Consider the following 13668-nt stretch of genomic DNA (forward strand, 5'->3'; position numbering starts at 1 on the left):
CGGATCGGCCAGGCTGAGCGCCATGGAGATTGAAGGCTTTGAGTACCGGCGGGTGCCTGGTGCGGATGGTGTGGTGCTGAATGTTGCGGTGGGCGGCTCGGGGACTCCGGTGGTGCTGTTGCACGGGTTCCCCCAGACGCACGTGATGTGGCGATGGGTGGCGGCCGAACTGGCGGTCGACCACACCGTGATCTGTCCGGATCTTCGCGGGTACGGCGCAAGCGACAAGCCCGCCGACGGGTATGCGAAACGCAGCATGGCCGCGGATGTTGTCGCGGTGGCGGCTGGGTTGGGGCATTCGCAGTTCGCGTTGGTTGGGCACGATCGGGGGGCGTTGGTCGCGTTCCGTGCTGGTCTCGATCATCCTGAGGTGGTCACCCATCTGATGTGCCTCGACGTACTGCCGACACTCGATATGTGGGATGTGATGCACGGAACCACCGCGGCTGTCGGCTTCCACCTGTATCTGATGGCGCAGCCCGCCGGGCTCCCGGAGCGGATGATCGCCGCCAGCTCGGATGAGTTCTTCGGGTATTTCCTTGATCTGTGGGCGACTGATCCCGCGGCGATCCCGTCGGATGTCCGTGCGGCGTATCTGGAGGCTTGTCGCCAGGCGGTGCCGTCGATCGTCGCGGACTACCGTGCCTCGGCGACCGTCGACGTCACGCACGACGAGGAAGATCTTGCCCGGGGCAACAAGCTGCGGATGCCGGTGACGGTGATCCAGCAGGACTGGGGCGCCGCGCTCGGTTTCGACGCCGCGGCCCGCTGGAAGAGCTGGGCCCCTGATCTCCACCATCAAACCACCACCTCCGGACACTTCATGGCCGAGCAGAACCCCACCGAAATCACCACAGCCATCCGCAAACTCCTCACCCGCTAAGAGGTAAGCCAACTCCCGCCGGGGCGGGCGGGTGCCGCGTGGCGTGGACTGCGACGAGGTTGGGGAGGTTTTGCCGCCCGATTCGGGAACAAGTCCTCCTCACCCCCGGCGGCTAGGTGGTGAGGTAGGTGGTTGATTCGGCGAGGTCGACGAGGGCTGCGGGGAGGAGCGGACTCAGCAGTCGGCCGTCTCGTTTGACTGGCACACCTCCGACCAGGACTGTGTCGACGTTGCCTGGGTGGGCTGCGGTGACGACTGTTGCTATCGGGTCGTGGAGGCCGCTGGCCAGGTTGATGTCTGTGGTGCGGAGGAGGATGACGTCGGCCTTGTTGCCGACGGCGAGTGAACCCACGTCGGGCAGCCCGAGCGCTCTGGCTCCGCCGTGGGTCGCCAGCTGCAGGACCTCCGCGGCCGTGAAGGCCTCGTAGCCGAGGGACAGGACCTCGTGCATGGCGCGGAACATGTCGCCGCCGGCGGTGGTCACGACGTCGATGCCGAGGCTGAACGGAATTCCCGCCTCGCGGAGCCGGCCGGACAGCTGCGGGCCCATCTGCATCCGCGCCTCGACCGTCGGTGTGACCGATACGGCCGCGCCGGTCTCGGCGATTACCTTCAGCTCGGAGTCGGGGAGGTTGTTGCCGTGCACGTACAACGTGGTCGGCCGCGCCAGCCCGGCGTCCCGCAGCCGGGTGATCGGGTCGGGGGTCTGCGGCGTGCTGCTGATGTGGACGACGACCGGCACGCCGAGCGAGTCGGCGAGCTCCCAGTCCGCGCGGACCGTCTCGAACGGTGCGTACGCCGGGCCGATCGCGGCGACCGCCAGCTCGAGCCGCTCGGACCGGCGCGCCATGATCCGGCGCATCTCCCCGGCGTCGACCGCGGCACCACCCAGCGGCGACGGACCGAACCCGAAGACGGCCCGGATGCCACTGTTCTCCAAGGCGTCCAGCGCGGCGTCGGCCTGCTCGGGGGACCGTTGCACGTGGGAGTAGTCCTGGACCGTGGTGATCCCCGCGTCCAGGCACTCCAGCGCGCCGGCGAGGGTGCCTGCCGCAACATCTGCCGCGCGGAACCTCGCCCCGTAGCCACTCAGCACACGCTCGAAGTACACCCCGAGGCCCGCGTCGAGGGTGATCCCGCGTAACGCGGTCTGCCACAGGTGCCGGTGCGTGTCGACGAATCCGGGCAGCACGATCCGCTCCGTTGCGTCGATCACCTCGGCGTCCGCGGTCAGCCCGGCACCGACCGCCGCGATCCGCCCGTCCTCGATCAGTACGTCGGTGTCGCGCCGTACGACGACCTCCGGGAAGGTGTCGATCACCGTCCCGCCCTTGAGCAACAACCTCACGTCGATCTCCCTGGAACTAGAAGGCTCAGTAGAAAGCTTTGAAGAAAGCTATCATCAAAGGCAGATAGGCTGTCAACCGTGACCGACGACCCTGTGGACCGGCTGATCTCGTCCTGGGAACACGAGCTGCCCGAGGTGCTGTATCCGACCAGCGAGCTGACGAAGCGGCTCATGCTGCTGGCCGGCGAGCTGAACGCGGCGACGCGGCGGGTGCTGCGCGACCTGGAGCTGACGATGGCCGAGTTCGACGTGCTCGTCTCGCTCCGCCGGTCAGGTGCGCCGTACCGCCAGAAGCCGTCGGACCTGGTCCGGAGCCTGCTGCTGTCCTCGGGCGGGACCAGCAACGTGACGAATCAGCTGGTCCGCCGCGGGCTGGCCGTCCGCGAGTCCGATCCGGCGGACGGGCGCGGGACGCAGATCCGCCTGACCCCGGAGGGAATCAGCCTGGCGGAGCAGGCCGTGAAGGCGAGTTCGGCCGCCCACCACGAGCTGTGGGGCGGGATACCGGAAGAGACCGTCGCGCACGCAGCCAAGGCACTCAGGGCGCTGAACAGGCCCGGGACATGACGAAGGGGCCGGTCCTGACACAGGATCCGGCCCCTCCGGCTTCTCGTGGTTATCCGGCCTGGAAGAAGGCGCCCTTGAGGTAGTCGTGCACGGCGTCCTCAGACACCCGGAACGAACGACCCACCCGCACCGCGGGCAGCTCACCGGAGTGCACCAACCGGTACACCGTCATCTTGGACACGCGCATGGCCGTGGCGACTTCCGCCACGGTCAGGAACTTCACCTCGGCGAGCGGCTGCTCACCACCGGACTTCTTTGATGCCATTGCGCACCGCACTTCCAGCACGGATCGTGCGCCGGCTTCCCCTCCGGCACCTCCGTCCGTGCATGTCACGAGCGTAGTGGCTGTTGGTACGAATGGGAAAGAGGGGGACTCGTGTGACTCAATAGCTTGGATCAAGACCTAACAAAGGGAAGCTGGTGTCGCGGGTGGCCTTGATGGCGCGGTCGAGCCAGGTGTCGGGGTTGTAGCCGTTCGACCAGTCGACGTACGACGCGTCGCGGCCGTCCGTCATGCGCACCGGCGCGACCCGGCCGAACCGCAACTGGACCTCCTCGCGCCAGGCGTCCGGCACCAGTGCCGAGGGGTCGATCGGGTGACCGGCCACGATCGCCAGCAGATGCGTCCAGGCCCGCGGTACGACGTCGATGATCGCGTACCCGCCGCCGCCCGTGGCGACCCATCTCCCGTCGGTCAGCTCGTGCGCGAGGTCGTGCAGGGCCACGTACGCCGCCCGCTGGCCGTCGATCGTCTTCGTCAGGTGCGCCAGCGGATCCTCGACGTGCGAGTCGCACCCGTGCTGCGTGACGAGCACCTGAGGACGGAACGCCTTCACCACATCCGGTACGACGGCGTGGAACGCCCGCAGCCAGCCCGCGTCCCCGGTCCCGGGCGGGAGCGGGACGTTGACCGACGTACCCTCGGCATCCGGTCCGCCCGTCTCGCCCGCGCTTCCGGTGCCTGGGAACAGCGTGGTCGGTGACTCGTGCAGGCTGACGGTCAGCACCCGCGGGTCGTTGTAGAAGACGGCCTGTACGCCGTCCCCGTGGTGAACGTCCACGTCGACGTACGCGACCCGCTCGGCGCCGTGGTCGAGCAGCCACTGGATCGCGATCGCCGGGTCGTTGTAGACACAGAAACCGCTGGCCTGGTTGGGCATCGCGTGGTGCAGGCCGCCGGCCACGTTCGCGGCGTGCAGGACGTCGCCCTCCCACACGGCGCGGGCCGCCTCGACCGAGGCGCCGGCGATCCGCGCGGAGACCTCGTGCATGTTCGGGAAGCAGTACGTGTCCGACGTACCGAGTCCGTGCGCGGGATCGGCGTCGTCGGGGTTCTCGCCGGCGTGTTTGACCGCGGCCACGTACTCGGCGGTGTGCACGGTCTCGAGCAGCGCGTCGTCGGCGGTCGGAGCGGGCACGACCTTGAGCTGGTCGAGGACGCCGAACTCCCGGGCGAGCTTGATCGTCAGCTCCACCCGGATCGGACTCATCGGGTGCCCACGGCCGAAGTCGTACGCCGTCAACCCGTCGTCGAAGACCAGCAGCGCCTCACCACTCATGCCCAAGACCATAACGGCCGAGCCTCGGGATGGGAGGCCCGAAACCCAACGGGCGGCGCGACACCCCTCCCAGGTCGCGCCGGCCCGTCAGTGGTCCAACAGTCGATTCATCGGTCGCGGACTGCAAAGCGTTACAGAAATTGCAGTGTTTGACAGATCAGCCGCAATTTTTGGCCCGATCGTGCCGTCGGCCGACTGCGGACAGTGAGATCGGGACTTGCGAGGACGGGCGCGGGCGGCCAGAGTTCTCCGGTGAGGCAAATGAAACCGAACCGGCGGCAGATCTTTACGGTAGGAGCCGCGGCCGCGGCTGCCGCCACGGTCGCCGCCTCGACCGAAACCGCATCCGCCGTCCCCGCGTCCACAGAGTTCGCCGTGACGACGTCGTCGTCCACCGGCCCGTACGGCTCCGGCGTGCTCGGCTCCTGGGCCGGCGCGCAGCGCGCCATCTCGACCCCGACGCAGATCCAGCACACCAAGGCCGCCAACGGCGTCTTCATGTTCGGTGACAGCATCTCCGTCCAGGACGGCAAGGCGCTGGCGATCCGGCTGCAGAACCGGGACGGCAGTCCGCTCGCCGTGCACAACTGGTCCAGCCGGCCCACGTCCGGTGCCGTCGACGCGTTGCAGCAGTGGGCGTCGACGTACGGCCTGCCGCGGCGGATCCTGATGGCCAGCGGGTCCAACGACATCTTCGACCCGCCGAAGTTCGCGGCCCAGGTCGCCCGGGCGATCAGCATCGTCGGCCCGAACCGGACGCTGTACTGGGTCAACATCCAGGTCGTCCGCAAGAGCGTCACCTCGACCGTGCAGCTCGCCGACCAGCGCAACAGCTCGTGGCTCAACATGCAGCTGTACGACCAGCAGGAGAAGTACGCGAACCTGCGGATCATCCGCTGGGCCGAATGGCTCTGGGTGAAGCCGTACCGGCTGACCAACTACCTGCGCGACGGTGTCCACCCGACGGTCCCGCTGGGCCAGGACGCCCGGAACGAGCTGATCGTCCAGTCGCTGGTATCCTGACCGACGTGAACACGAACTTGCAGCTGTGGTGGGCCGCCTAGGGCGGTCCACCCGGCGTGTTCGCACGCAGCCACCACGGCCGCCTCACCGAGGCGGCCTTTTTCATGCCCTCGGTGGGGCCCATCTCACCGAAAGGGCACCATCATGACCTCGCTTTCCGGCATCACCCCGTCCGGCCGTCTGACGCTGGGCAACCATCTCGGCGCGCTGCGCCGGTTCACCGACCCGGACGGGTTCTACTTCGTCGCGAACCTGCACGCGATGACGACCCGGCACGATCCCCGAAGACTCGCCACGCTGACCCGCGAGTTCGCGACGCTGATGCTCGCGGCCGGTGTCCCCGAGGGCACGGTCTTCGTGCAGTCCGACGTCCCCACGCACGCCCAGCTCGCGTACCTGCTGGAGTGCACGTCGTACGTCGGGGAGCTGTCCCGGATGATCCAGTACAAGGAGAAGGGCAACGGCCGCCCGATGACGCGGGCCTCGCTGTTCACGTATCCGTGTCTGATGGCCGCGGACATCCTGCTGTACGGCGCGGAACGGGTCCCGGTCGGCGGTGACCAGGACCAGCACGTCGAGCTGGCCCGGGACATCGCGCTCCGGTTCAACCGCGAGTACGGCGAGACGTTCGTCGTACCGCAGCTCAGCAAGGCGGCGCTGGCGACGCGGGTGAAGGACCTGCAGAACCCGACCGCGAAGATGAGCAAGTCCGACGCCGACGACGCGATCGGCACGATCCGGCTGCTGGACCCGCCGGACGTGATCCGCCGGCAGATCATGCGCGCCGTGACGGACTCGGGTACCGAGGTCCGGCACGACGAGGCGGCCAAGCCGGGGATCACCAACCTGCTGGAGATCCTTGCGGCGTGCACCGACGGTGACCCGGTCGAGCTCGCGAAGTCCTACGCGTCGTACGGCGCGCTGAAGCAGGACGTCGCGGACGCGGTGCTGGCCGTCATCGAGCCGCTGCAGAAGGAGTACGCGCGCCTCACGACCGACCCGGGCGCGATCGAGAACCTGCTCGCGCACGGGCGCGACCGGGCGCTCGAGGCGAGCACTCCGCGACTCCAGGCGGCGACCCGGGCGATGGGTTTGGCAGGATCTACTCCATGAAGATCCGCGCCGCCACGTTCAACATCCGCAACTCCTCCGCGCCCGACGGCGACAACGCCTGGCCGGTCCGGCGGAAGGCGGCGGTGGCGGCGATCGAACAGCTGGACGCGGACGTGGTCGGGTTGCAGGAAGTGCTGCCCGACCAGCTGGAGTACCTGCGCTGGCGGTTCCCGAAGTACGAGATCGTCGGCGCCGGCCGGGACGACGGCATGACCGCGGGTGAGCACGCGGCCGTCCTGGTCCGGCCCGGCGACTGGCGGGTCGACCGGCAGGAGACGCGGTGGCTGTCCGACGACCCGGGGACGCCGGGTTCGATCGGGTGGGACGCCGACCTGACCAGGGTCGCGACCCTGGTCTGGCTGCGGCACCGCAACGGTACGACGATCGGCGTCGTCAACACGCACTACGACCACGCGGGCGAGGTCGCGCAACTGCAGTCGTCACGGCTGATCGCGCGCTGGGTCTCGGGCTCGATCCCGTGGATCGTGATGGGCGACCTGAACGCGACGCCGGACTCTCCCCCGGTGAAGACCCTGGTGGATTCCGGTCTGCGGATCGCCGTACCGATCGAGGCCGGCGGCAGCTGGCACGACTTCACCGGCGCTGTCGACGACGACCGCATCGACCACATCCTCGTCACCTCGACGTGGACCGTGACCGACGCGGCCGTTTCGCACTACCGTCCGGACGGGCGGGTACCCAGCGACCACTGGCCCGTGGTCGCGACGCTAGATCTTGGCTAGTACCTCTTCACGCAGCCGCTCGAGCGCGTCGAAGCGGCGGTCGCCGTCACCCAGGAACGCGTCGGGGACGAGCAGTTCGTCGATGCCCGCCGCTGGGTACTGCGCGACGACGTCGAGGACCTCCTGCGCCGATCCCATGATCACGTGCGCACCCCGGCTCTCCAGGCGCTCCTTGCGCTCGATCGCCTCGGTGTCGCCCGGTACGACGACCTCCAGGAACGTCTGCGCGGAACGCCGCACGGACTTCGGATCGCGCCCCACCCGCTCGCAGTGCCGCGCGAGCACCTCGCCCTTCTGCGCGGCCAGCTCCGGCCGTCCCCAGTGGTTCCACTCGTCGGCGTACTTCGCAACGATGCCGAGAGCAACCTTTTCGCCGGATGCCCCGATCAGGATCGGAAGGTTGGCCGGTTTCGGTTCACAGGGCGCGTCGGTGAGCTGGTAGTACTTGCCGTCGAACGTCGTTCGCTCCTGGGTGAGCAGGCCCTTGATCACCTGACAGGCCTCCTCGAAACGCTTGAGGCGCGGGCCGATCGGCGGCAGCTCGATGCCGTACGCCTCGTGCTCGTTGACCTGCCAGCCGGCGCCGATCCCCAGTACGAACCGGCCGTTGGCCATCTGGTCGATCGTCGCGGCCGCGTTCGCGACCACGGCCGGATGCCGGTACGTGTTCCCGAGCACCATCGAGCCGACCCGTACCCGCTCGGTGCGGGCGACGACCCCTGCGAGCAGCGCCAGTACCTCGTTGACCGGGACGCTCAGGTCGTCCCCGTTCTGCAGGAAATGGTCAGCTATCCATACGCCGTGCCATCCGGTCCGCTCGGCGTACTCAGCACCTTCGAGCACGCCCTGCCAGGTCCGGGCCGCCGCCGGCCACAAAGAGAAGTCCATGACGTCATACTCCCTCTTGGGCCGCGAGGACTGCGTCTCCGTTCTGCTCTGCCCACTCTGTGAGCATGCGGACGGGGACCATCAGGGTGCGGCCGAGGTCGGTCAGGTCGTACTCGACGCGGGGTGGGACGCCGCCGTGGTCGGTCCGCGTGACCAGGCCGTTCGCCTGCAGCCGGCGCAGTGTCTGGGTGAGGACCTTCTTCGAGATCCCGCCGATCAGTTCGATCAACTCCGAGTGCCTGCGGGCGTGGTCGTTGAGACCCCACAGGACGACCACGGCCCACTTGTCCGCGATCACCTCGACCGCGAGACGGGCCGGGCAATCGGCCAGGAAGACATCGCCAGGTTCTGCTCCGTGCACAGCGGTCAGGGTACCCAGGGGTTCCCACGGCGCTGTCTAGCGTCTGCTCCATGAACCTTCCCCAGAGCACTCACCGGCTCTTCGACGAGCCCAAGGACGTCACGCTGATCACCATCGATCCGGACGGGTCACCGCACGCCGCGATGGTGTGGGTCGGGCGGGACGGTGACGACCTGCTGATCGGTGTCGAGGAGAAGCACCGCAAGACCCGGAACCTGCGCCGCGATCCACGCGTGACGCTGGTACTGCAGGACGACCGGACCAGTCCCCGCGGACTCACGCAGTACCTGGTCGTGAGAGGTACGGCGAAACTCGAGCGGGATCCTCAGCGGTACAAGGAGTTGATGGACCGGCTGAGCAAGAAGTACCTCGGCCGCGACGAGTTCCCCTTCTGGAGCGAACAGGTGTCCGCCAACGCCACCGTCGTACGGGTGGTCGCCGATCGGGTGACCGGCGAGGGGCCGTGGGCCGCCAGGTGACTCAGATGACTATGTGCCAGCGGAGGAGGAAGGCGCCGATCGAGAGGACGACGTAGAGCAGGACGAGCAGGGTACCGATGCCGGGGCGCGGCCGGTGGCGCTGGACCTTGACCTCGAGCGAGCGCTCGCGCAGGACCTCCATCACCGCGGCGACCTCAGCGGTGCGGTCCTTCGGGATGCCGTTGATCTCGTGCTCGTCCGGGCCGCGGGTCAGTACGACGTTGTCGTCACCGACCTCGATCTTGCCGACGTCCTGCCAGGCGAGGCTGCGGATCAGCATGCTGGTGCGAGCCTTCAGGCCGCTCGGGAACAGCTCGACGCGGTACAGCACGACACCGCCGGCGACGCGGACGACCGACGCTCCGATGATCGTCAGCAGACCGACCGCGAGCATGTCGCGGGCGCCCATCCACAGCCACGAGTTCAACGCCGGGACGACGGCGAACGGCAGCACGAACAGCGCCCAGGCCCACCACGGCGCCGGGTCCAGTGGCACGCGCCACGGGAGCTGCGGGACCTCCTGCTGCTGCGCAGGCGCGGCGACCGGCTCGACCGAACCATTTGTCATGGGCGGACTCATCCCTCGAACATGGTGGGCAACCTCGGCGCCCACCTTAACGCCACCCGAGCGAGAGGTGTTATTCGGCGGCCAGGTCGCGCGAGCGGTTGCGGGCGGCCTCGATCGCGGACAGGAACGCGGCGCGGACCTTGTGGTCCTCGAGCTCCCGGACGGCGGCAGCCGTCGTACCGCCCGGGGACGTCACGCGCTCCCGCAGTACGGTCGGGTGTTCGCCGGTCTCGCGCAGCAGCTTCGCGGACCCGACCACGGTCTGGACGACGAGCTCGGTCGCCGTACCGCGCGGCAGGCCCATGTGGACGCCGGCCTCGATCATCGCCTCGACCACGAAGAACAGGTACGCCGGACCGGAGCCGGAGATCGCGGTCACCGCGTCCTGCTGCTTCTCCGGCACCCGGATCACGCGCCCGGTCGCGGCGAGCAGGCTCTCGGCCAGCTCCAGGTGGCTCTCGTCGCAGTGCGCGCCGCGGGAGATCGCCGCCATACCCTCGTCGACCAGGGCGGGAGTGTTCGGCATGACACGGACGACGGCGACACCTTCAGGCAGCCGCGACTCGACGAAGCTGGTGGTGATACCGGCCGCGAGCGACACCACGGTCTGGGACGCCTGCACCGCCGGGGCGATCTCGGCGAGCAGATCCGGCATGTCCTGCGGCTTCACCACCAGGACGAGCGTGTCCGCCTGCTTCGCCGCCTCCACATTGGACACGACGTCGACGCCGTACCGCTCACGCAGCTCGGTTGCGCGTTCCTCCCGGCGCTCGGTGATCAGGAGGTCCTCCGGTCGCCGTCCGGCCCGAATCAGCCCGGACAGCAACGTCTCCCCCATCACTCCGGCCCCGAGAACGGCCACCTTTGTACTCATGCCCACAGACTACTGACGAACTGCCCAGATCCCGGTCCCGCTGCCCACCAGCCGGGACATAGGCTCTCCTCTCCCACTCCTCCGCCCCGAGAAGAGACCGCCCATGCGACTGCTGCGCGCCCTCGCCGTCCCCGCCACCGTTGTCCTGCTGCTGACCTGCGGCCCGAACCAAGCCACCGCCGCCACCTCACAAGCCACAGGGGCCACCGCCGTCGCGCAGGCCGCCGACACCGACGGCGACACCGACGACGGCGACACCGGAACGCTGACCAATCCGACGACGGCCACCGCGGTCGCCCCTGCGGCGATGTCGACGGCCGGCTATTCCTACACGGCGCCCGTCGACCATTGCATCCTCTTCGCCGCCGAGATCGGTGCCACCTGCCACCAGTGGGTCGGTGACGACCAGTGGGTGATCGACGGCGACGCCAACGGCTGGGCCGCCGTGGTGCACGTACAGACCAACTACGGCAAGGACCGGTACTGCCAGGCGCTCCCGGCTGCTCAGGGCTGGGGGAAGTGCAACTACGACCACATCGAAGGTAAGTGCGTCCGCTGGCAGATGTACGAGCTCAAGGACGGCGACACCCGGAACTTCACCCCGTGGAGCGCCTGGTACGGCACGCAGTACGGCTATCCGTGCTGATCACTTCTTGCTGATCAGGGAGCGGGCGAAGAACTGCAGGTTGGCGGGCCGCTCGGCGAGGCGTCGTACCAGGTAGCCGTACCAGTCCTCGCCGTACGGGACGTAGACACGGACCGTGTGACCCAGGCCGGCCAGGCGGAGTTGCTCCTCGGGGCGGATGCCGTACAGCATCTGGTACTCGTAGCTGCCCGGTTTGCGGTTCGCGCGGTCGGCCAGCGCGCCCGCGATCGAGATCAGCCGCGGGTCGTGCGACGCGATCATCGGATAGCCCTCGCCGTTCATCAGGACCTTCATCGCGCGGACGTACCCCTTGTCGACCTGCCGTTTCTCCTGGAACGCGACCGACTCCGGCTCCTTGTACGCGCCCTTGCACAGCCGAACGCGGGAGCCGGCGTACGCGAGGTCGCGGCAGTCGGACTCGGTACGGCGGAGGTACGCCTGCAGGACCGCTCCGGTCTCGGGGAAGTCCTGGCGCAGCTCGCGCAGGATCGCCAACGTGGAGTCGGTCGTGGTGTGGTCCTCCATGTCCAGCGTCACCGTCGTACCGGCGTTGCGGGCGGCGAGGCAGATGGTCCGTGCGTTCTCCAGCGCGATCTTCTCGCCGTCGCCCGGGAGTGCCTGACCGACGGCGGACAGCTTCACCGAGACCTCGGCGTTCTTCGTCAGGCCGGCGGCGGAGAGCTTCCGCAGCAGGTCCAGGTACGCGTTGGCGGTCGCGGACGCCGCGTTCTGGTCGGTGACGTTCTCACCGAGGTGGTCGAGGGTGACGTGCAACCCGTTGCTGACCAGCTTCTCGGTGGCCAGCACGGCCTCCGGGGCGGTCTCCCCCGCGACGAACCGCGCGACGATGCCGCTGGACACCGGCAGTGACGACACGGCCTTCTTCATCTGGGGGCTGCGGGACATGCCCAGCAGGATTCGCCGAAGCACTCGAAGTTCCTCCTCGTCAACCCGCCCGTTCGCGGTGCTGTCCATGGTCGCACCCCTGTTGGGAGAGGATGCGGCCATGCCCATCTTCAAGCGTCGCCGCCGGAACGCCGTGGAGGCCGACCCGATCGGCGCGTTCTGGTCCTGGTGGTCCGGCTCCGGCGCGGCGAGTGTCGCCGACGCCGTAGCCCGCCGGCAGCCGACCGACGCGAACGCGGACCTGAGCGAGCGGGTCGCCCGCATCCACCCCGACCTGGAGTGGGAGCTCGGCCCCGGGCTGCACGCCCAGCACGTGCTGATCGTCACAGCCGCCGGCAACCCCGAGCAGCGCGCGGTCGCCCGCCGCTGGCTGCGGGCCGCGCCGCCGTCCGACCAGACCTGGGAGTACGCCGACCTGCGCCGGCCCGGGCCCGCGGTAACACTCCAGTTCGAGGGACTCCCGCCGGTCGCGGTCGACGAGTCGGTGGTGTCGATCGAGCCGGATTCGGCGTCGGTGCACGTCGGCGTACACCATCCGGTCTTCTCGTCGATGTCGGTGGACGTGCAGCGGCGGGTGACGTTCCTGATCCTCGACCTGGTGCTCGGCGAGGAGATGGTGGAGACGTGGGTCGGTGCGATCGACACGCTGGACGCAGCGCCCGTCGACGCCGTACCGGTGATGGAACTGCTGCCCGCGGTGGCTGGGTTCGCTGCCGAGCACACGCTCGAGGACGGCAGTCCGGCGTGGAAGATGCTGGAGGGCACCCGCGACGGGCAGCGGGTGATCGCGACCGCTGAGTACCCGCTGCGCTCGATCCGGCGGCCGCACCTCGACACGCATGTCGCCGTCGCGATCCACTATCCGTTGGTGCGCGAGGACGGTCTTCCCGAGTCCGAGATGCTCGACGAGCTCCGGGCGTTCGAGGACCACCTCACCGACCGCCTGGGCGGCTCCGGCAACCTCCTGGCCCACGAGACCTCCGCCGGCACCCGCATCCTGCACTTCTACATCGACGGCACCACCCCCGCCGACGCCCAACTACAAGCCGCCACCACCGGCTGGCCCCACGGCAAAGTAACCCTCACCACCACCCCCGACCCCGCCTGGCACAACGTCGCCCACCTCTCGGGCTAGGAGGGTGCAACCTGGAGTCTCGGGCTTTCCGTCTTGAGGGGGAGATGGAGAGTGGAGGCCGGGATGGTGGCGCGGGACCGGGAGTTCGTCGAGTTCGTCGAAGGGGCGGGGGCTGCTCTGCGACGGACGGCGTTTCTGGTGTCGGGGGATCGGCACCGGGCGGACGACGTCGTCCAGGACGCGCTGTACAAGCTGTACCTGGCCTGGCCGAAGGTGCGGCGGGTGAGCAACCCGTTCGCTTACGCGCGCCGGATGGTGGTGAACGCGGCGTACGACGGGAAACGGCGGCCGTGGCGGCGGGAGGTGGCGATCGCCGACGTACCGGACCAGGTCGGGTACGACGACTTCGCGGCGGGGCATGCCGAGCGGGACGAGGTGCTGGCGGCACTGCAGTCGCTCGGGCCGCGGCAACGGGCGTGCGTCGTACTGCGGTACTACGAGGACCTGTCCGTCGAGCAGACCGCGGAGATCCTCGGCTGTTCCACGGGCACCGTGAAGAGTCAGGCGGCACGTGGTCTCGACACTCTCCGACGAGCCATTGACCAGCGGCGGGCGAGCCGGGCGCTGTGAAGGAG

The 13668-nt window shown here is 68.9% G+C and carries 17 protein-coding genes; 9 read left to right on the forward strand and 8 right to left on the reverse strand.

Annotation, left to right across the window (positions count from 1 at the left end; all coding sequences use genetic code 11):
• The first annotated feature begins 22 nt into the window (after nucleotides 1-22).
• Nucleotides 23-883, forward strand: a complete 861-nt coding sequence (locus E0H50_RS11460) for an alpha/beta fold hydrolase (protein WP_131286827.1) — start codon at nucleotides 23-25, stop codon at nucleotides 881-883.
• A 112-nt stretch (nucleotides 884-995) separates the two neighbouring features.
• Here E0H50_RS11460 and E0H50_RS11465 read toward each other — a convergent pair whose 3' ends face one another.
• Nucleotides 996-2231, reverse strand: a complete 1236-nt coding sequence (locus E0H50_RS11465) for an amidohydrolase family protein (RefSeq protein ID WP_238150899.1) — start codon at nucleotides 2229-2231, stop codon at nucleotides 996-998.
• Nucleotides 2232-2309: 78 nt separating this feature from the next.
• On the opposite strand from E0H50_RS11465, the gene E0H50_RS11470 reads away from it, so the two are divergent.
• Nucleotides 2310-2798, forward strand: a complete 489-nt coding sequence (locus E0H50_RS11470; protein ID WP_131286830.1) for a MarR family winged helix-turn-helix transcriptional regulator — start codon at nucleotides 2310-2312, stop codon at nucleotides 2796-2798.
• Between the two features lie 49 nt (nucleotides 2799-2847).
• Here E0H50_RS11470 and E0H50_RS11475 read toward each other — a convergent pair whose 3' ends face one another.
• On the reverse strand, nucleotides 2848-3063 hold the full coding sequence (locus E0H50_RS11475; protein WP_012923942.1) for a helix-turn-helix domain-containing protein: 216 nt from the start codon (nucleotides 3061-3063) through the stop codon (nucleotides 2848-2850).
• Nucleotides 3064-3181: 118 nt separating this feature from the next.
• The gene (locus E0H50_RS11480; RefSeq protein WP_131286832.1) at nucleotides 3182-4357 is read right to left on the reverse strand and encodes an acetoin utilization protein AcuC; all 1176 of its coding nucleotides are present in this window, start codon (nucleotides 4355-4357) and stop codon (nucleotides 3182-3184) included.
• A gap of 261 nt (nucleotides 4358-4618) precedes the next feature.
• Here E0H50_RS11480 and E0H50_RS11485 point away from each other — a divergent pair, with 261 nt between their 5' ends.
• The 3 genes from E0H50_RS11485 (at nucleotide 4619) to E0H50_RS11495 (ending at nucleotide 7236) form a co-directional block, all read left to right on the forward strand.
• Complete coding sequence (locus E0H50_RS11485; protein WP_131286834.1) at nucleotides 4619-5380, forward strand: SGNH/GDSL hydrolase family protein; 762 nt, start codon at nucleotides 4619-4621, stop codon at nucleotides 5378-5380.
• 144 nt (nucleotides 5381-5524) lie between these two features.
• Nucleotides 5525-6493: a tryptophan--tRNA ligase gene (gene trpS / locus E0H50_RS11490; protein ID WP_131286836.1), complete on the forward strand. Its 969-nt coding sequence runs from the start codon at nucleotides 5525-5527 to the stop codon at nucleotides 6491-6493.
• Nucleotides 6490-7236 carry an endonuclease/exonuclease/phosphatase family protein gene (locus E0H50_RS11495; protein WP_131286838.1) on the forward strand — a complete coding sequence of 249 codons (747 nt, stop codon included), beginning with the start codon at nucleotides 6490-6492 and terminating at the stop codon, nucleotides 7234-7236. The genes trpS and E0H50_RS11495 overlap by 4 nt, the downstream gene beginning before the upstream one ends.
• Here the strand turns inward: E0H50_RS11495 and E0H50_RS11500 are convergent.
• Together E0H50_RS11500 and E0H50_RS11505 are read right to left on the reverse strand one after the other, a co-directional pair.
• Nucleotides 7222-8124: a TIGR03560 family F420-dependent LLM class oxidoreductase gene (locus E0H50_RS11500; protein WP_131286840.1), complete on the reverse strand. Its 903-nt coding sequence runs from the start codon at nucleotides 8122-8124 to the stop codon at nucleotides 7222-7224. The two genes, E0H50_RS11495 and E0H50_RS11500, sit on opposite strands and share 15 nt — an antisense overlap.
• 4 nt (nucleotides 8125-8128) lie before the next feature.
• Entirely contained in the window at nucleotides 8129-8485 is a 357-nt protein-coding gene (locus E0H50_RS11505; RefSeq protein ID WP_131286842.1) for a winged helix-turn-helix transcriptional regulator, read from the reverse strand.
• 50 nt (nucleotides 8486-8535) lie between these two features.
• On the opposite strand from E0H50_RS11505, the gene E0H50_RS11510 reads away from it, so the two are divergent.
• Nucleotides 8536-8964, forward strand: coding sequence for a PPOX class F420-dependent oxidoreductase (locus E0H50_RS11510; RefSeq protein ID WP_131286844.1), 429 nt, complete (start codon nucleotides 8536-8538; stop codon nucleotides 8962-8964).
• Nucleotide 8965: 1 nt separating this feature from the next.
• Here the strand turns inward: E0H50_RS11510 and E0H50_RS11515 are convergent, their stop codons facing one another.
• Together E0H50_RS11515 and proC are read right to left on the reverse strand one after the other, a co-directional pair.
• Nucleotides 8966-9532, reverse strand: coding sequence for a hypothetical protein (locus tag E0H50_RS11515; RefSeq protein ID WP_238150900.1), 567 nt, complete (start codon nucleotides 9530-9532; stop codon nucleotides 8966-8968).
• Between the two features lie 70 nt (nucleotides 9533-9602).
• Nucleotides 9603-10406: a pyrroline-5-carboxylate reductase gene (proC, locus tag E0H50_RS11520; protein WP_131286848.1), complete on the reverse strand. Its 804-nt coding sequence runs from the start codon at nucleotides 10404-10406 to the stop codon at nucleotides 9603-9605.
• Nucleotides 10407-10509: 103 nt separating this feature from the next.
• Here proC and E0H50_RS11525 point away from each other — a divergent pair, with 103 nt between their 5' ends.
• Nucleotides 10510-11052: a hypothetical protein gene (locus tag E0H50_RS11525; protein WP_131286850.1), complete on the forward strand. Its 543-nt coding sequence runs from the start codon at nucleotides 10510-10512 to the stop codon at nucleotides 11050-11052.
• On the opposite strand, the gene E0H50_RS11530 is transcribed toward E0H50_RS11525, so the two are convergent.
• On the reverse strand, nucleotides 11053-11982 hold the full coding sequence (locus E0H50_RS11530) for a proline dehydrogenase family protein (RefSeq protein WP_131287060.1): 930 nt from the start codon (nucleotides 11980-11982) through the stop codon (nucleotides 11053-11055).
• Between the two features lie 76 nt (nucleotides 11983-12058).
• Between E0H50_RS11530 and E0H50_RS11535 the strand changes: the two genes are divergently transcribed.
• Together E0H50_RS11535 and E0H50_RS11540 are read left to right on the forward strand one after the other, a co-directional pair.
• Complete coding sequence (locus tag E0H50_RS11535) at nucleotides 12059-13093, forward strand: DUF695 domain-containing protein (RefSeq protein ID WP_131286852.1); 1035 nt, start codon at nucleotides 12059-12061, stop codon at nucleotides 13091-13093.
• A gap of 63 nt (nucleotides 13094-13156) precedes the next feature.
• The gene (locus E0H50_RS11540; RefSeq protein WP_131286854.1) at nucleotides 13157-13663 is read left to right on the forward strand and encodes a SigE family RNA polymerase sigma factor; all 507 of its coding nucleotides are present in this window, start codon (nucleotides 13157-13159) and stop codon (nucleotides 13661-13663) included.
• Nucleotides 13664-13668 lie beyond the last annotated feature (5 nt).

This window comes from Kribbella sindirgiensis (genome assembly GCF_004331435.1).
Lineage (GTDB): Bacteria > Actinomycetota > Actinomycetes > Propionibacteriales > Kribbellaceae > Kribbella > Kribbella sindirgiensis.